Origin of the sequence: Nostoc sp. (assembly GCF_036917755.1) — a bacterium.
Taxonomy (GTDB): domain Bacteria; phylum Cyanobacteriota; class Cyanobacteriia; order Cyanobacteriales; family Nostocaceae; genus Nostoc.
This window is the reverse complement of sequence record NZ_JBALFC010000064.1, coordinates 1-21,810: the sequence shown is the minus strand read 5'-3', so window position 1 is coordinate 21,810 and position 21,810 is coordinate 1. Positions and strand designations below refer to the sequence as shown.

At 42.4% G+C, this 21,810-nt stretch carries 16 protein-coding genes and 2 pseudogenes; 12 read left to right on the top strand and 6 right to left on the bottom strand.

Annotated features, from left to right (window positions below; translation table 11 throughout):
* Positions 1–82: 82 nt before the first annotated feature.
* The 3 genes and pseudogenes from V7L05_RS15535 to V7L05_RS15525 form a co-directional block, all read right to left on the bottom strand.
* Positions 83–3,832, bottom strand: coding sequence for a beta strand repeat-containing protein (locus V7L05_RS15535; RefSeq protein WP_335165238.1), 3,750 nt, complete (start codon positions 3,830–3,832; stop codon positions 83–85).
* A gap of 1,082 nt (positions 3,833–4,914) precedes the next feature.
* A pseudogene (locus V7L05_RS15530) lies at positions 4,915–5,061 on the bottom strand (transposase); the annotation flags it as partial.
* 288 nt (positions 5,062–5,349) lie between these two features.
* Positions 5,350–5,487, bottom strand: a pseudogene (locus tag V7L05_RS15525) (FAD-dependent oxidoreductase); the annotation flags it as partial.
* 116 nt (positions 5,488–5,603) lie between these two features.
* Here V7L05_RS15525 and V7L05_RS15520 point away from each other — a divergent pair.
* The 9 genes from V7L05_RS15520 (at position 5,604) to V7L05_RS15480 (ending at position 13,068) form a co-directional block, all read left to right on the top strand.
* Positions 5,604–6,446 (top strand): YaaW family protein, encoded by an 843-nt coding sequence (locus tag V7L05_RS15520; RefSeq protein ID WP_335165236.1) that lies wholly within the window; start codon positions 5,604–5,606, stop codon positions 6,444–6,446.
* Positions 6,428–7,867, top strand: coding sequence for an O-antigen ligase family protein (locus V7L05_RS15515; protein ID WP_335165235.1), 1,440 nt, complete (start codon positions 6,428–6,430; stop codon positions 7,865–7,867). Before V7L05_RS15520 ends, V7L05_RS15515 begins: the two co-directional genes overlap by 19 nt.
* Before the next feature lie 409 nt (positions 7,868–8,276).
* Positions 8,277–8,789, top strand: a complete 513-nt coding sequence (locus V7L05_RS15510; RefSeq protein ID WP_335165233.1) for a hypothetical protein — start codon at positions 8,277–8,279, stop codon at positions 8,787–8,789.
* 190 nt (positions 8,790–8,979) lie between these two features.
* A complete protein-coding gene (locus V7L05_RS15505) occupies positions 8,980–9,501 on the top strand; it encodes a Ycf51 family protein (protein ID WP_335165231.1) in 522 nt (173 codons plus the stop codon).
* A gap of 182 nt (positions 9,502–9,683) precedes the next feature.
* Positions 9,684–9,851 carry a hypothetical protein gene (locus V7L05_RS15500; protein WP_335165230.1) on the top strand — a complete coding sequence of 56 codons (168 nt, stop codon included), beginning with the start codon at positions 9,684–9,686 and terminating at the stop codon, positions 9,849–9,851.
* A 31-nt stretch (positions 9,852–9,882) separates the two neighbouring features.
* The gene (locus V7L05_RS15495) at positions 9,883–11,073 is read left to right on the top strand and encodes an iron-containing alcohol dehydrogenase family protein (protein WP_335165228.1); all 1,191 of its coding nucleotides are present in this window, start codon (positions 9,883–9,885) and stop codon (positions 11,071–11,073) included.
* A complete protein-coding gene (locus V7L05_RS15490) occupies positions 11,070–12,275 on the top strand; it encodes an aspartate aminotransferase (RefSeq protein ID WP_335165227.1) in 1,206 nt (401 codons plus the stop codon). The genes V7L05_RS15495 and V7L05_RS15490 overlap by 4 nt, the downstream gene beginning before the upstream one ends.
* Positions 12,276–12,387: 112 nt before the next feature.
* Positions 12,388–12,672 carry a hypothetical protein gene (locus V7L05_RS15485; protein ID WP_335165226.1) on the top strand — a complete coding sequence of 95 codons (285 nt, stop codon included), beginning with the start codon at positions 12,388–12,390 and terminating at the stop codon, positions 12,670–12,672.
* A 123-nt stretch (positions 12,673–12,795) separates the two neighbouring features.
* Positions 12,796–13,068: a type II toxin-antitoxin system VapC family toxin gene (locus V7L05_RS15480; RefSeq protein WP_335165224.1), complete on the top strand. Its 273-nt coding sequence runs from the start codon at positions 12,796–12,798 to the stop codon at positions 13,066–13,068.
* 273 nt (positions 13,069–13,341) lie between these two features.
* Here the strand turns inward: V7L05_RS15480 and V7L05_RS15475 are convergent, their stop codons facing one another.
* Positions 13,342–14,556, bottom strand: a complete 1,215-nt coding sequence (locus V7L05_RS15475) for a ScyD/ScyE family protein (protein WP_335165223.1) — start codon at positions 14,554–14,556, stop codon at positions 13,342–13,344.
* 144 nt (positions 14,557–14,700) lie between these two features.
* Between V7L05_RS15475 and V7L05_RS15470 the strand changes: the two genes are divergently transcribed.
* On the top strand, positions 14,701–14,877 hold the full coding sequence (locus tag V7L05_RS15470; protein ID WP_335165221.1) for a hypothetical protein: 177 nt from the start codon (positions 14,701–14,703) through the stop codon (positions 14,875–14,877).
* 108 nt (positions 14,878–14,985) lie between these two features.
* Positions 14,986–15,537, top strand: a complete 552-nt coding sequence (locus tag V7L05_RS15465) for a hypothetical protein (RefSeq protein ID WP_335165288.1) — start codon at positions 14,986–14,988, stop codon at positions 15,535–15,537.
* A 71-nt stretch (positions 15,538–15,608) separates the two neighbouring features.
* Here the strand turns inward: V7L05_RS15465 and V7L05_RS15460 are convergent, their stop codons facing one another.
* Together V7L05_RS15460 and V7L05_RS15455 are read right to left on the bottom strand one after the other, a co-directional pair.
* On the bottom strand, positions 15,609–19,346 hold the full coding sequence (locus V7L05_RS15460) for a hybrid sensor histidine kinase/response regulator (RefSeq protein WP_335165219.1): 3,738 nt from the start codon (positions 19,344–19,346) through the stop codon (positions 15,609–15,611).
* Position 19,347: 1 nt separating this feature from the next.
* Positions 19,348–19,602 (bottom strand): helix-turn-helix domain-containing protein, encoded by a 255-nt coding sequence (locus tag V7L05_RS15455; RefSeq protein WP_335165217.1) that lies wholly within the window; start codon positions 19,600–19,602, stop codon positions 19,348–19,350.
* Positions 19,603–20,347: 745 nt separating this feature from the next.
* On the opposite strand from V7L05_RS15455, the gene V7L05_RS15450 reads away from it, so the two are divergent.
* Entirely contained in the window at positions 20,348–21,415 is a 1,068-nt protein-coding gene (locus V7L05_RS15450; RefSeq protein WP_335165216.1) for a 1-acyl-sn-glycerol-3-phosphate acyltransferase, read from the top strand.
* Positions 21,416–21,810: the final 395 nt, after the last annotated feature.

The following is a 21,810-nucleotide window of genomic DNA, read 5'->3' as shown; positions in this document are numbered from 1 at the left end:
GCATTCAGCAATGGAATACGAGATGCTAAAAATAGCACCTCGCAAACCGTAGCGGTTGGTGACAATAGAGCGCTAATTTCGATTAATCAACAACAAAATTATTGTTGGTTAGTGACAATCCACTCAAAAGTTGGGCAAATTTTACCTGACTAAACCCAGATTTACTACCATCTTGGTCAAAGTACAGTCCACCTGTAATAAAGTCATAGATAAATCGTTGATTGCTTGTCGTTGCAGATGTTCCCACGGTAAACTGATTAGCTGAAAGTGAACCTTTTGATAACCCACCAGCAAAATAAAAAGCTGATATCTGAATCAAGTCATTAGTGGCGTTGAAGTCATAAAGATCGTCAACACCTTCATTGTAATTATCGAAAACAAAGGTATCAGTCCCATTCCCTCCAATTAGGCTGTCATTACCGTTTCCACCTGTCAGGGTATCATTGCCGTTGCTCCCCACAATCAAGTCATTGTAGTCTGTACCTGAGATATTTAATCTTTCGATATTGTTGTAATTAACTAGATACGTATCTGCCGTAACCGATCCAGTGTTAGTAGTAGCATTAAAAGTCGAAGCGATCCCTTTTGTAGTATTGTAGTAATACATGGACAATAAATCGTTACCATTACCCCCATTTACCGTTTGAGTCGCTAAATCAGAGTGGACATCACCTGAGGATGTGATGCCTAAATAGAAGGAATCATTGCCATCACCCCCAGAAAGGAGGTTATTACCTTTTGTATTGGTAGCATCCAAGGTATCGTCACCAGCGCCACCGTTGAGGGTATTATTAACTATGGAAAGAGTAGGGTCGCTGCCAGAGATGTCAAGATAATCATTGCCATCGCCCCCAGAGAGCAGATTATTGCCTGTTGAACCTCTACCAAACAAGGTATCGTTACCTGCACCTCCTTCTAGGGTGTTATTACCTGTGGAACGAGAATCTTCAGAGTAGTCAAAGGAGGAGGAGTAGTAGCCGCCAGAGATGTTAAGATAATCATTGCCATCGCCTCCAGAGAGCAGATTATCGCCTGTTGAACCGCTACCAGACAAGGTATCGTTACCTGCACCTCCTTGTAGGGTGTTATTGCCTGTGGAGCGAGAGTCGGAGGAGTAGCTATATCTGTTAATGTAGCTGCCAGAGATGTCAAGAGAATCATTGCCATCACCCCCAGAGAGCAGATTATCGCCTGTTGAAGCGTCAGCACTCAAGCGATCGTCACCGGCACCTCCTTCTAGGGTGTTATTACCTATTGAACCGCTAACATTCAATATATCGTCACCGGCATCTCCGTCAAGGATATTATTGCCTGCACCGCCAATCAGAGAATCATTGCCTGCACCGCCAATCAGAGAATCATTGCCTGCACCACCTCTGAGTATGTCATTACCACTCAATCCGTCGATGATGTCATTACCCCCTTGACCATTGATGACATCATTAGAGTTGTCAAAACCTGTAATATTGTTATTGAGGTCATTCAGGAAAGTAACAGTATTCTTATTGAACAGGTTAGCTTGAGTGGAATTTGCATCAAACACATCAAAACTGTCAGTGACACTAGTTTGTCCATAAAAGAGGATATTGCCAATAGCAGGTCGTGAAGAAGTTGCTGGCAAATTATCCAGGTTTTCTAATTTGAAGTTTTGCAGAATGACTTTGCTATTAGCGAGATTTTCAAAAGTGATTTCTAAGTTGTTGCCATTTTGAGTTAATTGCAGATTTTGAGCAGTGAATCCATCACTTGTAAATTGCAAGGTGTCTAAAGAGGCAATCACCGTTGCTGAAGGATTTGAGCCTTTACCCACACCACCGAAATCGGTAATAGTATCAGTATTTTCCTTGTAAAAAAATTCAGCGTTGTAAACAAATTCATCATTACCAGCGCCACCAGTTAAAGTATTATTACCAACGCCCCCGGAGAGCGTATCGTTGCCACTGTTCCCCACAATTCGGTCATTGTATTCTGTACCTAAGATATTTAATCGTTCGATATTCTTGTAATTAACCTGATTCGTACCCGACCTAATTGAGCCAGTGTTAGTAGTGGCATTGTAAGTTGTTGCGATCGCCACACTACCGTTGTAATTGACGGACAATACATCGTCACCCTCACCCCCATCTATGGTATCACTGCCACCATTGCCCGTGGAGAGCGTATCGTTGCCACTGTTCCCCACAATGTTGTCATTGTAGTCTGTACCTAAGATATTTAATCGTTCGATATTCTTGTAACTAACCTGATTTGTACCCGCTTTAATTGAGCCAATGCTAGTATTAGGATTGAATGTCGTTGTAATTGCCCCAGCATTACCGTTGTAATTGACGGACAACACATCGTCACCCTCACCCCCATCTATGGTATCACTGCCACCATTGCCCGTGGAGAGCGTATCGTTGCCACTGTTCCCCACGATGTTGTCATTGTAGTCTGTACCTGAGATATTTAATCGTTCGATATCCTTGTAATTAACCCGATTCGTACCCGCTTTAATTGAGCCAATGCTAGTAGTAGGATTGAATGTCGTTGTAATCCCTCCTGTAGCAGCGCTGTAATAACTGTAATCAACGGACAACAAATCGTCACCCTTACCCCCATCTACCGTTTGATTCTCTAAATTTAGATAGAAGGAATCATTGCCATTGTCCCCAAAGAGGAAGTTATTTCCTGTTGAATCCTCAGCCCTCAAGGTATCGTCACCAGCACCACCATTGAGAGTATTATTGCCTGAAGACAATAATATACCATCGTAGTAAGTGGGAATACCAGAGATATCAAGATAATCATTGCCATCGCCACCAGATAGCAGGTTATTGCCGGATGTTCCCTCAGCCATCAAGTAATCGTTACCAGCGCCACCGTTGAGGGTGTTATTGCCTGATGAGATAAAATTAGGAGCTGCTCTATAAGTAAAAACACCAGAGGTGGAGAGAGTATCATTGCCATCGCCACCAGATAGCAGGTTATTGCCTTTTGGAGACTCAGCATCCAAGTAATCGTTACCAGCGCCACCGTTGAGGCTGTTATTCCCTGATGAGGCTGTATAATTATAAGGGTTTTGAGAAACGTAAGAGGTGGAGAGAGTATCATTGCCATCGCCACCAGATAGCAGGTTATTACCTGATGAAGCCCCAGCATTCAAGTAATCGTCATCAGTACCACCGTTGAGGATGTTGTTGCCTGTTGAATATTTAACATCTAAAATATCATTGCCCACACCACCAATCAGAGTATTATTACCTGCGCCACCTCGCAGTAAATCATTGCCACTTTTGCCGTCAATAAGATCATCACCCCCCTGACCATTGATGACATCATCTGAGTTATCAAAGCCGCTAACATTATTATTCAGGTCGTTAAGGAAGGTGACTGTGTTCAAGTTGAAGATTGTGCTTTGGGTGGAGTTGGCATTGAAGACATCAAAGCTGTCAGTAATAGTAGTTTGCCCATAAAACAGGATATTGCCCGAGTTGACAGTTGCTCCTGTAGATAAGCTTAGGTTATCCAGGTTTTCTAAAGCAAAGTTTTGCAGGATAAGTTTGGGACTATCCTCCGCGTCAAAGGTGATTTCTAGATTGCTGCCATTCTGGGTCAGCACTAGATTTCGAGCAGTTAAGCCATAGTTGTCGCCAACGAAATTTAGGGTGTCTACTTCGGCAATGACTGCTGCTGAGGGGTTTACACCTTTACCGACTCCACCAAAATCGGTGATAGTATAAGTACTATTGTAGCTGGAGTCGTAAATGTCGTTACCACCTCCACCAGTCAAGATGTCGTTGCTATCGCCGAATAGGGTATCGTTACCCTTCGTTCCAATGATATTTGCCATAACTTTTACCTACCTCAATCGATTTTTTCAGTAATTTCAGTTTTGAAGGGAGCTGTTAGTGGGACTTAAACAAAAAGTAGCCAGAAAAGAGCCTAAAACCTATATGTGGATGTGTATTTTCCTTGCCTTGCATGGGTTTCAGGCTTGTTTCTGCCTCAAAAATGTTTAAGTCGCGTTAGTGCTGTTTTCAGGCACAAACGCCCCCTAAAATTTGATGTTGTCGGCATACTTTTCTCCGTCACCTTTGGGAAATATTACTATTTCTCGAAAATTCAGCCATAAAAGAATGGCTTGTAGTAGCACTGATTTTGATTTCTCTTACTATCTAAGTTTTAAGCATTGTACAAATTCATCAGCGTCTGTATTCAAAATTCCGAATAATCAGTCATTACAGGCTAAATAAATTATCTTTGTCCATTAGAAATCAGTGAACAAGCATCAAAAATCCAGCCTTCATATTTAGTTTTTTGCCAGTGCCTAAATCCTACTAGAAGAGAAAAGAGTCAATAGTTAACTCTGGCTTGGTAAATATACTTTTATACACTTATTGTGGGCAATTATGCATAAATGTCTAATTTGAGAATACAGAACATCTCAATAACCCAACACTGAGCATATACTACCGTATTTACTTAGATGTCTTTGCTTCCACACACATCTTTGCATATTCTTCACATTATTTACTGATAAATTTACGTAAAAATATTTTGATTTATGCACTATTAATGTGTCGTCTTTTCCTCTTGCTAAAGGCTATTACCAATTGGTATAGCGTTTGTAACCAAGAAATTTGCGATCGCAGACATTACTGCTTCTGCCTCCAAAGGACAGATCAATCACATGACCTTTGTTCTCAAAAATTCTCCAATCCTTGAGCGCGGTGTTAATGGATCTCATGGCTGGGTTGATTTCACACTTTTCTTTTGGTTACGTAAGAAACACAAACACCCTAGACATCGCCCTTGCTATAGGACCAATTTGTCTTGGCTATTGACTACCTCAATACCTTGGCCAATTTACATTGAAATATACAAAAGTTTGGGGGTTTAATTCCCCTGCCTAACGACGGCAGCACGTTTTGTCTCAATCCATTCATACTTGATAAACCGCCATAAAATTTCAATTAAATTTAATTCAGGAGAGTAAGAAGGCAACTCAAAAATAGTAATATTACGTTGTTTCCACTCTTCAAGTTTGTCAAAAATAGCATTACTGGTATGAATAGAAGCTGAGATACAAATCGCTCTAAATCTGGTTGATTTAACTGCTCAACTGCCTTTAGTAGTTCTTCAGAAGATAGTTGTACTTCAACTTTCACTATTGACATTTTTTAGAATTCACCAGCTAACTTATTGATATTCTATCAACTGACTCATAAGAGTGAGTGTTTGCAAGGCAAAATAGTCAAGCGATCGCACTCCTAATCTTGACTAAATGAAAGTGCAATGCCAGGTAATATAATTTGAACTTAGTACTTGTCAAAGTTTACACCCCAAGAGTAGGATACTTAATCTTTGATGCAAGTGGCGTGTAGCCAGTCTTTCTCCCAAACCATAGGATTTTTCCACCACTAGCACCGAATATCCAGCTTGACTTAACTGCTGGGCGCAAACTAAACCGGCTATTCCGGCACCAATCACTGCAATATCAGTCATGATTCAATAGTCCCTAGTTATTGGTTATTATCAAAGGACAAAATTACTACTAATGACTGCTGAAAGCTAATAATAGAATAAGGTACAGAAACCTGCACGGAAGGGAGGATGGGAAATTGGATGAAATGAGGGTGGCGCTAGAGTTAGCGACCGAAGAAGAATTACAAGACTTAACGGCAATTCTATTTAGTCGTAAGTTCAATCCCCTAGACTATGTACACACACCCGAACCTATCGAAATACAAAGCCAAGACCGCAAAGCTTGGCTAGACTCGCTAGAGGGTCGCTTTCGCTTTTTGGCGGCAGATGGGATGACGGTATTGCGGGGACGTACAGGCCAGGTAACTTATCGACAAGCGTTAGTTCAAGTATGTAAGTATCTAAAAATTCCCTATTCTAATCAACTGGCAACTATTGATTTAGAAGCAGAAGTATTTTTGCATCTGCTAGGACAGGTATGGAAAAAATTGCCTAAAGAGGAAAAGCAAAAATTGACTGTACAGGTGCAGCGTCAGCTGCTCAAATCAGAACTAAAACAACCGCTACCACTTTTATTGCAACGTGACCCCTTGGGGTTACTTTTCAAAGGCGGTAGTGCGATCGCTGTTACTTCCATGCTCCAACCACTTGTACTTAAGCAAATTGCCCGTCAATTTGCCATCTACTTTGCTACCTATGAAGTAGCCAAACAAGCGGCGATTACAGGCTCAGAAGCAGCTGCAACGCAATTTCAAAGCTATGTAGCTATGCAAATGGCTCGACGGGGTATGACTGTGAGTGCAGCCCGTTATGGGGCAGCCCGCACGATGTTTGCCGTGATTGGGCCGATAATGTGGACTTGGTTTTTTGCAGATTTGGGGTGGAGAGCGATCGCCACTAACTATGGTCGGATCATCCCTACCATTTTCGCCTTAGCTCAAATTCGCCTCACTCGTGAGGAATGTTGGGAGCCAGCTTGAACAAGGTTTTTGACTATTTCAAGTCTCGTTGGCAATCTTCTTGGAACTACTCTCTATGGGGACTGTTAATCTTCCCAGTGAGTCCTTTATTGGGGGCGGTGACTATAGGTTTTGTCTCATTAATAACTTTGCCCAAACAATACCGCAAAATTAGTCGCCGCTCCCTCAACTGGGGATTTGCCCTTTTGAGTGTGTTGCTGATCGTGACTGCTGGGTTTGCCCAAGAGAAGACAACAGCTTTCGTCGGCTTACTTAATTTATTACCATTCTTTTTAGTTTTCGCTGCTCATAGCACTCTGATTCAAACATTTGCCCAATTGCGGCAAATGGCTTGGGTTTTGGTGATCGGTTCCATGCCAGTGATAATTATCGGTTTGGGACAGTTATTTTTGGGCTGGAGTTTGAAGTTCGAGATTTTGTGGATTGTCTTTGCTTGGACGATCAGACCAGGAGGAAATCCGCCAGGTCGCATCGCTTCACTCTTCATGCACGCTAACACCTTCGCTGCTTATTTAGCGATAGTTTTCATCCTTGGTCTAGGATTGTGGCTAGAAAACTATCAGCAACTAAAAGTCAAGAAAAGGCAGTGCGGTCTTCTCCTAAGAGGAGACACCAAGGGCGATGTGGTTTCCCCAAGTAGAGCAACTGCCGTTCAAAATTCATTCCCCCCCCATCTCCCCACTCCCTACTCCCCACTCCCCTTTCTTTTCCTAACCGTGGCGGTGATTGCGAATTTCATTGCCTTGATTTTCACCAACTCGCGCAATGGGTGGGCGATCGCTATTTTTGCTTGTTTAGCTTATGCACTCTACCAAGGTTGGCGCATTCTTGTGGGTGGCGTCGCTGCGATCGTCGCTAGTGTGCTTTTGGCAGCTTTTTCTCCCTCGCCAGTCGCTCAATTTTTTCGTCAGTACGTTCCTGCCTTCTTTTGGGCAAGGTTAAATGACGATATGTATCCAGATAGACCAGTCGCTTTAATGCGAAAAACTCAGTGGGAGTTTGCCTGGTCTTTAGCTGAGGAACATCCTTGGACTGGCTGGGGCTTACGCAGTTTTAGTGGACTCTACAAAGCGCAGATGCAGATTCCCTTGGGTCATCCCCATAACTTATTTTTGATGTTATCTGCTGAAACTGGTTTTCCGAGTACTTTTTTATTTTGTGGCTTACTCGCTTGGATTTTGATTATAGGTATCCAATTACTACAAAAATCAAAATATATCAATACACAAGACAGATTGATATTTTTCAGTTATCTTCTGGCTTTTGTGGCGTGGGTTCTATTCAATACAGTAGACGTAACTCTATTCGAGTTGCGTTTGAATGCGCTCTCATGGTTAATTTTAGCTGCCATTTGTGGAGTAGTACATCGTTTTAAAGAAGTCGGAAGTCGGAAGTCGGAAGTCGGAAGTACAGTTTTGTAACGGGGTAAAACCTCACCCCAACCCTCTCCTTGGTAAGGAGAGGGAGCAAGAATCTTTGGTATATTTGCATCCACTGAGATGCTCCCTTCCTCTTAGAGGTCTTTTGATTCAAGTCAGTTAAGCACTGAGAGTAGCTATTAGTTACTTTTCAGTGTATACACTCAGGACATTTTGAGATTATTAGTAAATAATATTACTATACAGCGTGACTAATACTTAATTAGTCACAGTTGCTGATTGTTGGGAAGGTGTAGGGAGAACCTTTTCGGTTTTTCCTGCATGACGGGCATCTCTTGTAGATGCCCTTTTGTATATTTATTATTTTTCTTAAGTTAAGCACGATTTTAAAAAATATTCAATCAAATTGAATATCTGAAAAAATTTTATCTTTCATAAAGGAACATTGAAGATGATTGCTGAAATTAAACTAGGTCTTTGTAACCCGCCAGAACCGATCTATTTGTATGTGAAAAACGGAGAATTAAGTGGGGAATCTTACCTGTGGTATCACTACGATAATGATAAAACTATTCCTGTACAACAAACAGGGCTAACTGGGTATATATCTGAACTGAAATTAAAACCGGGAGAATTTAAGGGAAAGGACAACACTAAATTAGACATCTTTGTGAGAGCGGATGAAATTTATGTTGTTAGGACTGGCATAGAAACGAACTTTGCTAAAACTTTCCTTTTAGCTGTATCACTAGTTCAGGACTTTTCCAAGCCCCTGATTATCGCTGCAACTGCTGGAAAAGAGAATGTGGTTTTTTGTAACCTCTACGACGCGGCGACTAAAACCCGGATTCGTTCTGAATGGAATAGAGATGCTGATTGGTTAGCAATCATTGATAGTGTTCAAACTAAGTTGCAGACATCTAAAAATTCTCATATCGTCTCTGGTGAGCCAATACTGTTCTGATTGAAGAAGAATTCAGAAGTCAGAAGTCAGAAGTCAGAAGTCAAAATTCAGGAGCGGAGTTGGAGCCGCTCTGCGTCTACGCGCCCAATATTCTGATTGGGATTAAAGACTACGATAACCCTTATGGTGTAAGCTCTCGGTAAAATAGGTGTGTCGGTAACGAAAAAAATACGCCTCCATAACCAACCTTATGCTCACAACAGCTAACTTTCTTCAGTACACCCAATGGTCAGGTATCGCTACCTTGGTATTTGCTGCCTTAGTAGTTTTGGCTTTTATTCTCAAATGGGGCATCCGCTTTCGGCTGGTGGGTGCAACTGGCTTTATGCTAGTGGTGACAGCTGGTTTATTTGGACTCTCGATAGTCCCCTTGAGTCGGACTGTGATTCCCGGAGCAGTCCACTACACTCTAGTTTATGATAATGGCTCAACACAAGCGGTGATTGCCACATCACCCCAAATTACACCCACACAATTAGAAGCAACTTTACGTCAAGCAGCTAGTAATCTGTTTTCTTATGGTCGCTCAGGTACACAGGAAGACGACAAGTTGACAGTTCGCGCCCGTACCATTATCCACCCAGAAACAGGGATTTCTGTACCAGTTTACTTGGGTGAGGTGAAGCGATCGCTCGCTTCTCATCAAAATTCCCCAATCACAGTCAAAATTTATACGGACAATTTCGCCCAATTGCCAAAAACTACCGCTTAAGAGGATCAGAGGGGCGTATATTTGCACGCCCCTACGATGTATTTGTAGCTAAGGATTGTCTGAAATAGCATGACTATCTACACACGATCAATTCTCGATCGCTTTTCTTGAGAATCTGAGAATGGTAATGTTAATTAATTATCCGGTTATTCAAAACTTTGATAGTTCGGAATTTCAGGTGAATGGGCATCATAGATTTAAGCAACGTCGTCAAACTACTCAATCAGTCGGCAACAAACTTTGTCTATTTCCTTGCTTGGCTCAAATCCAAATCAGCCGGGTGTAAGATTGGAGCCATCCAAAAACCAGCTTGGCAACAAGTATCCCCGATCGCCTGTCTATTAGTTTAAGAAATATCAAGGTTTTGGCAAACTAGATTATATGCCTAATAAACTTTCTACTCAACCTTCTTTGTCTACTCAAACCTCTAGTTCATTTTTTACCCTCACAGTTGCCCCAGCAAAAGTAATCCGTGGTTCTGGGGTGTTGCAAGCAGCCGCAGCCGAAATCGCCTATTTGGGAAGTCGTCCCTTAATTGTGGCAGGTGAGTCTACTCTCGCCATCAGCCGAAAGAATTTGCAACCAGTTTTAGAAACGCAACAGTTACATACTGTCCAAGCTTCCTATGGTGCAGATTGCTGCGAAGCTAGCCTGAAATCTTTACAGAAGACGGCAAAAGAACATAAAGCTGATGTGATTATCGGTGTTGGTGGCGGCAAAGCCCTGGATACAGCGAAATTAGTCGCGCAGCAGTTACTATTACCAGTGGTGACAATTCCGACTTCCGGGGCTACCTGTGCAGCTTGGAGTGCTTTGTCGAATGTTTATTCCGAAGATGGCGCGTTTCTCTATGATGTGGGGCTGTCTCGTTGTCCCGATTTATTGATACTCGATTATGACTTGATTAAAACTGCACCACAACGTACTTTAGTAGCTGGAATTGGTGATGCGATCGCTAAGTGGTATGAAGCCTCAGTTAGCAGTGGGCATTTGCAAGACACTTTAATTATTGCTGCGGTGCAACAAGCGCGAGTTTTGCGAGATATCCTCTTGCAAAAGTCAGCCGCCGCCATCAAAGAACCAGGTAGTGAAGTTTGGCGAGAAGTGGTAGATGCTACTGTTTTACTCGCTGGCGTAGTTGGGGGACTTGGAGGGGCGCAGTGTCGCACAGTTGCAGCCCATGCGGTGCATAATGGTTTAACGCACATTTCGGGACATGGCAGTATTCATGGCGAAAAGGTTGCTTTTGGAATTTTGGTACAACTGCGTTTAGAAGAAATGCTACAAGGCAATCAACTAGCAGCATCAGCACGACAACAGTTATTAAAGTTCTACACAGAAATTGGACTACCCCAAAAATTAAGCGATTTGGGATTGGGCAATATTACATTAGGGCAGTTGCAAACAGCCACTGAAATTGCTCTAGTTCCTAATTCTGACATCCATCGACTACCATTTAAAGTCGCGCCAGAACAGTTGATGGCGGCAATGGTTTCTACCACTGCACCTATAGATAGTAGGGATACTATAAATCGAGTTTCGCCCAAGGGAATCAGTGACGAGGTTTTATGAGTTTAAATTGGATTGTCCCAGCAGAACGCATACAAAAACTGCCACCTTATGTATTTGCCCGTTTAGATGAACTGAAAGCTAAAGCACGAGAACAAGGGTTAGATTTAATTGATTTGGGTATGGGAAACCCCGATGGTGCAACGCCAGCACCAGTGGTAGAAGCAGCGATCGCAGCCTTGAAAGATCCCGCTAATCACGGTTATCCTCCTTTTGAGGGGACTGCTAGTTTTCGCCGTGCGATCACCAACTGGTATCATCGCCGTTATGGTGTGGTTCTCGATCCTGATAGCGAAGCCTTACCGCTACTGGGTTCTAAAGAAGGATTAACCCATTTAGCGATCGCCTTTGTTAACCCTGGTGATTTAGTTCTGGTTCCTTCCCCAGCTTATCCTGCACATTTTCGGGGACCTGCGATCGCAGGTGGGAAAATCTACAGCTTGATCCTCAAACCAGAGAATGACTGGTTAATTGATTTAGCTGCGATTCCTGACGAGATTGCCAAACAAGCCAAAATTCTCTATTTTAACTATCCCAGCAATCCCACTGCTGCCACCGCACCCCGCGAATTTTTTGAAGAAATCGTCGCTTTCGCCCATAAATATGAAATTATGCTGGTGCATGACTTGTGTTATGCCGAGTTAGCTTTTGATGGTTATCAACCCACTAGCTTGTTAGAAATTCCTGGTGCAAAAGATATTGGCGTGGAATTTCACACCTTATCTAAAACCTACAATATGGCTGGTTGGCGCGTTGGATTTGTGGTGGGTAATCGCCATGTAATTCAAGGTTTGCGGACGCTGAAAACTAACTTGGATTACGGCATTTTTGCCGCATTACAAACAGCAGCCGAAACAGCTTTACAACTGCCAGATGTGTATTTGCACGAGGTACAACAACGCTACAGTACCCGCCGCGATTTCCTGATTCAAGGATTAGGAGAGTTGGGTTGGGATATCCCCAAAACCAAGGCGACAATGTATCTTTGGGTGAAGTGTCCCGTTGGCGTTGGTTCCACAGATTTTGCCCTGAACGTGTTGCAGCAAACAGGCATTGTCCTGACTCCAGGTAATGCCTTTGGGGTTGCAGGTGAGGGTTATGTCAGGATCAGTTTGATTGCCGACTGCGATCGCTTGGGTGAAGCTTTACATCGCTTCAAGCAAGCTGGCATTCGCTATCAACCTGAAGCTGTAGTCTCTACTTGAGAAGCGATCGCTGATCTCGTCAGTTGAGTAGAGAAAGGAAATCCAACATTGCATAACTAAAATTTTTGCTGATGATGTTTGATATCATGTAAAAAAGTAGATAGAGTGGAAAATGATTGGTACTAATATTTACATCAGTCAGGAAACTCAAGAATCTCTAATTAAAGCTGCGGCTTTAAAAGAAATATCTGTTGAAGAACTAGCTTCTTCTATTTTGAGGGAAAGTATTCAAGAAAAGTTTGGGCAAATTAGCTATTCTTCTAAGAATCAAGGCAAATTTGCCATTAATCCGCTTGTAAAAATGCAACCCTACGCTTATTTAGCAGATCCAAATGAACCCGTTATTTCTCCTGATGATTGGGAAATGAATCAGAATTTTGAAGGGAATGATTTGTGATCATTCTTGATACTCATATTTGGGTTTGGTGGAATCACAATGATTTAAAGTTGACCCTTGTCTACCGTGAGGCAACAAATAGGGAAAGACCTCATTCATGGTTTAGGTGTTTGCTCTATTAGTTTGTTAGAAATTAGCAGACTTGTTACCCAAAATGAGTTAATTCTTCCCTGTTCGATTCAAGAATGGTTTAACATTGCTTTGGCACAAGAGGGAGTAATTCTTCTATCAATCACTCCCCAAATTGCCATTGATTCCTACTCACTTCCAGGTAATTTTCATAAAGATCCAGCTGATAGAATTATCGTTTCAACAGCAAGAATCTATAATGTTCCTTTGGTGAGTGTAGATGAAAAAATACTTGCTTATTCTGATGTAAAAAGAATTCTCCCCTGAATGTTAAGTGCGTCGATTGCTAATTTTATAGTGTAGGCATTACGCTCAAAAATTGGTAAACTCATATCTTGTACCTAACGATTAAAATCGCGGCTACCTGAACAAAGCCTGCCGACCCAGGCTTCAAAACCCTTGATTTCCCTTAGTCCGCGTAGGCGGACGAGAGTTTGTATAGCCGCGACTTCCAGTCGTTTGGGCTAGGTGCAAGATGTGAGTAAATCCCTAAGAAGAAAATCACGGTTTCGGCTATTGTTTGCGTAACTCCTGTATTAATTAGTTCTTAAGTCCAGTGGCTTTACCCTTGTGCAACAAAGTAACGATCGCAGTGCCAAGAAGTGCTAATAAGCTCAAAGTAGAACTAGATTCAGGAACAGACTTGGGATTCTCAATTTTGAGAACTTGTCCAAGTCCAGGGCGATCGCCTCGGTTTGTCACATAAATATCACCATCAGCACCAATAGTCAAAGCAGTAGGAGACTCTAGTCCATTGCCACTAAGAATAGTTGTGCGAGTTCCATCGGTCGCTATTTTAATCACAGAACCATCTAGATTACCTTTCCAGAGTGACTGATTAGCGTATTGCAAAGCATATAAATTACCATCAGGATCAAAAGCTAAGTCAGTAAGTTGGGTAAAGCCATCAGTATAGACTGTTGGTTGACCATCAGAACCAATTCGATAGATTTTTGCTTTACCTTCTGGAAAAGGAAAACCAGTTAATTGGCTAATATAATAAGCACCATCTGGGCCTTTGGCGACATTTGTGGGTACTGCTTGGATTTCAAATGGCGATGACGATGCACCAGAGGGAAAAACTGGATTAGTTAATGTCTGCCGGGGAATTGTGGCGATCGCCTTCAAATTACTTCCATCAGTCCCGACACTGAATAAGTCATTGGCACCCGCATCAACTGCAACAATATTATTTCCCTGTAAAAGAAGAGAGAAGGGATTACTAATTACATCGCCTTTATCAGGATTATTTGCAAGTTCATAATTAGCTAAATCAGCTACACTAGTCCAGGAATTTGTATTGAAATTAGCAGTGATAATTTTTCCTAAGTCTGTGTTACCTAATCTGGCGCGAAATGTGGGATTTGAACCATACCCAACCGCAATATAAGGCTTGCCAGCAGCATCAAATTTGATATCTTGAGGCCCAGAAGTATCAGTACCATCTGATAGTGCTAAAGAAGGAAGTCCTGTAAGTATACGTTCTTGAGTACCATCTCCAATTTTTGTCACTGCACCAGTTGTGCCATAACATAAAGATTGGTTTTCAACGCTCGGTGAAGGAACACAAGCTCCACTTCCGCCTGTTCCTGCTTCTGTGACGTAGAGGCTGCCGTCAGGGCCAAAAGTTAGACCCCGTGGATTATCAAGACCATCGGCAATTACCGAAAACGATGCCGCCTCTGCTGCTTTCATTCCCGAAAAAGCAGCAATACAAAGACTCAAAAATGTAATTCCAAATTGGTTTAGTTTCATTAAACCCGTCCGAAAATTAAATTTGCGTAATAGAATATACCAGTTGAAATCTGAATTTCTTAATTTTCAGTCGAATTATACCATTGATAAAAATTTTTGCAACACATGAAAAACTCCACCCATAAGGGGATGGAGTTTTTGGGCATGGGGCATGCGGAAGAATCACCAATGCCCAATGCCCGAAGTCGGGGGGCGGTGAGTCCAGCCCATGTCTTGGCTTCTGCCGAGATGGGGGACTGGCTTTCCCGTTGGGCTATCCCTCTCCACCCACAATGGGTTGGAGTTTACCGCCAACTTTCAATAAAAGAGCAAGATTTATGACGATTTTGAAAAACTATCCTGATTTGCCTAGAATAGCAGTGTAGTTACTAGTCTACAGAGTGTTAGATAAATTACAACACTAGTTAATGTAGGATAAATAATTTTATGATGTTATCTAATTTAGATTTAGTTCGAGAATTTATCGGCAACTCTATCCAGAAAAAAGATATTTTATTGGCAAATCGTTCTTTAACAGCACAAACAATTGATCACATTAGCAATCTGGCAACAAAAGCTGAAGGCGTAATTGCCACTGTCCAACTAGATAGCCCACTAACTGAATTCTTGATTTTGTCCCAATCATCCCATTGGGAATTACTGAATCAGACTTTACCAGAATGCAGTTATCTCCTGAAAGGAAACATAGATAGTCACCGTTTCTATCACTATGAATACTGCCAAATCCCTAAGAACTATAAGTTGCAATGTACTAAATCTGTCATTTTATGGCAAGCTTGGTGGAAATATCGCAAGAATGCTTTACAACTAGGAATTCCATTGGATCTTTTAATTCAGACAAGAGATTCATGGTATCCAATCAGAGATTTAATCATTAGTGATGGAATTCTGTATGTCAAAACTTTAGGACATGAGATAGGAATTGATGCAAATGACTTAGTGATTTGGTTAAGCAAAATTGATGTAAATTCTCAAAATTAGTTATTAGTCATTAATCATTAGTTATTGCTTAAACCATAAGTGTTTTGGCTTTTCAAGCGTGCCATTCATCGTTAATTATGTCTTTTTCGAGCTTCCAAGGGTTGTAAGTTAGTTTTCAAATCGCTACAATCACAAATCAGGTTAGCGATCGCTCGAATTAATTTCGCTGGCTCCACAGGTTTGGTGATATGCTGCCCAAATCCGGCGGCAATTGCCTGTTGGTAATCAGCCTCACCAGCATAAGCGGTTATGGCGATCGCGGGAATTTCCCCTCCAAGTTCTGGTAACATAGCCCTAATTTTACGCATCAGCATATAACCGTCTACTTCCGGCATTCCAATGTCACTTAACAGCAGATTTGGCTGGAACTCAGGCATAATTCGTAGTGCTTCCACAGCCGATTCTGCCTGAATTACTATCGCGCCAGATTGCTGCAAAATGAAAGCAATTAACTCTCGCGTATCACGCTCATCATCCACAAGCAGAACTTTCACCCCATTTAAATCAGGCAAATCATCAGCTTGATAGACAATCTGCTGGCTATTTAGATGAATCTTGATCAGTGGTAGCATGACTGTAAAGGTTGCTCCCTGTTCTTCACCCAAGCTTTCTGCCTTAACTGTGCCGCCATGTAGCTCTACGATGTGACGAACAATAGCTAATCCTAAGCCCAGTCCGCCGAATTTTCTGGTAGTTGCACCATCAGCTTGTCGGAAGTAGTCAAATACGAATGGTAAAAAATCTGGGCTAATTCCCTTACCTGTATCATTGACTCGAAGTTGAACCTGAGAACCAACAGACTCTAAACTGATTTCTATCTGTCCACCTTGGGGCGTAAACTTAATCGCATTGGAAAGGAGATTCCAGATAACTTGCTGCAAACGACCGGAATCACCTGTTACTAAAAATTTGGAGTCGCCCCTTTGGTGTGCTTCTAGCGCAACTAAAATTTCGGATTTGAGATTGTCAGGTTGCTTGTTAAAATCGTGAGGATTTCCTAATCCAAAATCGTTCGACTGAGCCAAGCCGTTCGCGTAGCGTTCCGCAGGAAAGTCTAAAATCGTCAGTCGCAAATTGATCGATTTGGCTTCAGCAGCTAAACGTACAGTTTCTATTGCTGCGGCGATCGCAGTTTCCAGATTTACAGGAGCAATATTTAAACTGAGTTTACCTTGCAAAATCCGAGAGACATCCAGCAAATCTTCAATTAGTTGCGTCTGAAGCTTGGCGTTGCGTTCAATGGTTTCAAGAGCGCGAGTGGTAGTTGCTTGATCATACTTTTTAGTTTGCAATAACTTCGCCCATCCCAGAATCGGGTTTAGCGGCGTGCGAAGTTCGTGAGAAAGAACCGCCAAAAATTCATCTTTGATCCGGTTAGCTTGGACTAATTGCTCTTTTTGCTGCTGTAACGAAGCCATCAACTGAGCGCGTTCCAGAGCAACCGCCACCTGATCGGAGGTTGCTTGTAATAGGGCAACTTCCCCAGAAGTGAAGTGTGTACGGGTGCGACTGGCAAAGGAAAGGACACCAAGCAGTTTTCCCTGAGCAATTAACGGTTGACCTGCATAGGCTGTGATTCCCAAAGTCTGGAGGATGTCAGCATTTGGATGAGTAGAGTGCAGCACATCATTAACGACGATTTGACGGCGTTCTTGCACCACTAGTCCGCACATCCCTTGATTAAATTCTAGGTATTCAATTGCTTGAAATACTTCATCACTAATCCCGTTCCAAGCTACTAACCGAAGTTTCTGCTTATTTTCGTGTGTATCAATTAGATAGTGGAAGTAAAAATCCAAATCCATCTGCGCCGAGAGTTTACTAAACAAGCTGTTCATTAAATCCAAAGGGCGCTCGGTTGAAAGCAAATCGCTGGTTGTTTCAGAAAGCAGTTTGAGTCTTTCACTGCGCTCTTGCAAGGCTTTTTCAGCCAGCTGGCGTTCACGAAGGGCGCGTTCGCGTTCGGTGATGTCAACTGCAACCCCTCCTACCAAGCGTTGCCCAGATGCATCGGCAATGGGAAACTTATATACCAAAAATTCCCCCAGTGTGCCATCTGTGCGTGGGGCAGATTCGATCGTTTCCACAACCTGATTCGTCTCGGCAACCATTCTAATGTTATCCAGCAAAGGTTGAGCGATTTCGGCTGGGTAGAGGTCAAAAATGTTTTTATTAATCGCCTTATTTGTTGCTAAATCAAATGTGGTTAGATAAGTTGGACTGAGGTAAAGTACACGTCCGTCTGCATTCGTAATCCAGGCTGCGGCTGGAATATTGTCCATAAAAGCTTGAAATTGCTCTTGACTCTGATTCAGCGCTTTTTTAGCTTGTTTAAGATCACTAATATCGAGAATGAATACGACTGAGTTCTGGCGAGATTCTCCTAATAGAGAGTAGCCAACTACAACCGGAACGCAGGAACCATCCTGGCGAATACATTCCTTTTCATAGGGAGTACAAGTTCCCTTCGCTTTGGCCTCGGCAAGAGCCAACTCATCTAAATATTGGTACTCAGGAGGCGTGATATCAGTCCAGCGTAATCTACCTGCTTGGATATCTTCTTGGGTATAGCCGACAATTCGCAAAAACTCGTCGTTAGCTTCAGCGATCGCACCATTGACATCACCAAAGAGAATCCCAACTACATTTGCTTTCACAAAACTTCTGAGACGTTCCTCACTTGCTTGGATTGCTTTCTCTGCTTGCTTGCGTTTGCTGATGTCACGGTAGAAAATGTCCAGACCATCTTCACAAGGGTAGGCGTGAATCTCTAGCCACAGGTCATACTTGGATGGGAAGTAGTAGTGATGCTCGAAGTGGACGGGAATCTGTTCGGCGATCGCCCGCCGATACTGGCGCTCTACATTCGTGTCTACTGATGCAGACCACTCCTCCCAGTGCGACTTACCGATCACCTCTGTCCGGGGTTTGCCGTTAATTCGCTCTGCTTCAGCATTTTGGTAAATGATTCGCCAGTCCCGGTCTAGAGTAATAAATGCATCACTCATATTTTCCAGAGTGCGCGTGTTCCGCTCATTGGCTTGCTGTAATGCCGCTTTTGCTTGTTTGCGTTCGCTCAAATCCACAACAAAGCCAATGACTGTTTCTTGAGTATCTCCCACAAAGACAGAACCGAGCAAAACGGGAATGCGATCGCCATTTTTACAAATGTATTCCTTCTCAAAGGGCTTACATACTCCGGTAGTTTTCAGTTCTTGGATTGAACGCTCACTTAAAATAAGATGCTCCGGTGGGGTAATCTTGCGCCAGTTCATTTGGTTAGCAGACAAATCTTCTCGCGTATAGCCGACCATCTTCAGAAAAGCATCATTGGCTTCGATGATCGAACCGTTGTTCATATCAGTTATAATCACCCCAATGATGTTAGATTCTGCCAGTCGGCTAAACCGCATTTTGCTATTTTGCAACAACTTCAGGCTTGTCTCTGCCTTGCGTCTAGCAGTTCGCAACTCTGAAGAGAGGGCAGTAATTAAGAAAGAGACTAGTGAGAATGTGGTTAATCGTACCAAGACGCTCAGGCTAAGAATATCGAACGAGTAGACTGGCTCAATAAAAAAGTAAAAAGCACTTGTAACAGATAAGGCGATCGCTAGCACTCCAAGTCTCATGCCGCCATACCAGGCACTGATTGCCACGGCAGCATAAAAGAATGTAAATACGCTCGGATCGAAGACGGGCAATAACAGCCGCGTTAGTAACAGCGCCGCTATGACTGTCAGAATCATTACACTATAAGCTATTAACCGAGAACGTATCATCAAAATTTTTTCGGGTACTTTCACGATCATTTTAGAAGTCCTCCCGTTGCTCCGGTTTTGGGAGATACTCGTTCACTAGTCTTTTGCCTGGTTTGCCCATCTTCTGTAACATTTCTTCAATTAGCTTAAGTGCCATCTGTGAAGGCAATGTAGATCCGTTCTCCCAGCGATTGACTGTTCGCAGGGAAACTCCCAATTTGGCTGCAAACTTTTCCTGAGAAAGATTGAGTTGCTGCCGAAGTTCATGGATTAAATCTGAAGTTTTTAGTGGCTTTCCTAGTTCCATAATATGAAGATTAGGACAGTTGTCTCGCCATTTGTCTCCAGCTTGAGGAAGAATTTAAACAGTCATCAGTAGTTATCAATTTCATCTTTTGGTGGAAGACTGATATCAGTGGTTACTGTTAACTGTAGAAAGTATCTAGAAAATAAACCTGAAATTTTGTCTGGTATATGATGCCACAATAGTATTATTTAAGGCGATTTGATGATTCTCAGCTATCATGTACCGCCAAAATTTATCGGTGGTGCATTACATTGTACAGCTTAACCTCACCCCGATAAAGCGGTGCTTTATCTCCCCTCTCCTTATTAAGGAGAGGGGATTGTGTTTTATCTCCCACTTAACTTTTTCTCAAAGTCAATTTTTTTAACGAACCGCTAAGGAAGCAAAGAAGAGGCAGCGCGTTGCGGGGGTTCCCCCCGTTGTAGCGACTGCCGTCGCAAAGGAAGAAAAGGAAGAAAAGGAAGAAATGCTTAACCCAAAACAAAACCTCAAAGAGTCCTGAAGGACATCCCTCTCCTTACCAAGGAGAGGGACAGGTTTTGCGTAGCAGAACCAGGGTGAGGTTTTATTTAATACTTGGCATTTATAAGCTTTTCCAAAGCCTCGCTAATTTTGGCAACACTATCTGAAATTTTTATCAAAAAAATACGTAGTTAATTTTAATTCTCAGGTAAGATGCCAATGGCAAAGCTGTAAAGCTATGATAATATTTAAATAAAATTTTTGCCTAATTTATATCACTATTTTGATTAATCAACACTCTGAAAACCTCCTAAACACTCAACTGGAAAATGCACGAGGTAAAAGTTATATATTTAGCTGGTTTGATTGGTTTTGTCTTTGGTATCCTCCAGGCTGGCTAATTTTATTCAACCGCCATTGGCAGCACTATCAAACCGATCCAGATGGTTGGAATTGGCTAGAATATGGATTATTTTTAATTCCAGGCGGATTTTATCTAGCGTTGCTGAGTCGCTGGTTGCGTCTTGGTTTTCGTTCACCCCGAAAAGAAGTTGGTGAATTTGATCCCAAATATCAACAAGCTTTTAGCGAAGAAGTTCTCAGCCCCATCGTTAAATACTATTTTCGGGGAGAATTGCAACAAATCGAAAACTTACCGCCAACAGGGCCATTAATTGTGGCAATGAATCACGCCGGGATGTCTTTTCCTTGGGATTTTTTAACCTTGGGTTATTTATTAAGTGAAACTAGAGAATGGAAAGTCCAACCCGTAGCAAGTCCAGCATTATTTGAGCATCCTTGGGTGATTTGGTGGCTACCACCTAAATGGTCGCAGGTTTTGGGTGGTGTGCGAGCCGAATTAGATGATTTTGAAACAGCGATCGCAGCGCCAACGCCTCCGGCAAACCCTCAAGGTAAAATTCTCTTATATGCACCCGAAGGTATCCGTGGCCCTCTGAAAGGTTGGAAAAGACGCTATCAACTACAAAAGTTTGATGTGAGTTTTATTAAGTTGAGCGATCGCTATCAAACTCCCATTCTGCCAGTAGTTTGCATCGGCAGTGAATCTTTACATCCTTGGGCTGTTAATTTTACCAAATTGCAACGACTAGTCAAATTACCATTCTTACCTTTCTCGCCTTTAATGCTTGTCTTAATTCTGTTTCCCTCAATGGGAATTTGGGCAATGAGAACTCGCCTGCGTTACTTTATTCAGCCTTTGGAACAATTAGGGTTGAAAACTAACTCCGATAAAGGGCGTGCAGCAATCTATCAACAGGCGCAACAATTACGAGAAAAATTGCAAACTAAAATTACTTTGATGGTAAATAAATCCACGCTTTACGGGTAAAGCGTTAGGCACTTTTAGATCCCCCCTAACCCCCCTTAAAAATGGGGGAACCCAGAGTGGTTTCATACAAGCAGAGAAAAACTAAAACTGGGTTTTAAAGCCTCTCCCCGCTTGCCTGACGGCAGGCTGACGCCAACGGGGAGAGGAATGGAATCGGGGTCAAAATCTATGGTTATACACGAGAAATAAAGACTTCCATATTTTTCTTTTTTCGTATGAAACCACCCTGCCTTAAAAATGGGGGAACCGGAATCAAAGTCCCCCTTAAAAAGCTATCCATTACCCACATCTTTCTTAACATAACGTGAGTTCGACGGAACTAAAAAAAGGCAGGAGGTAGTGCAGGCAAATCTTTTGGGTAAATGTCAATTGAAGGTTTTTTAGGCAAATAGGTA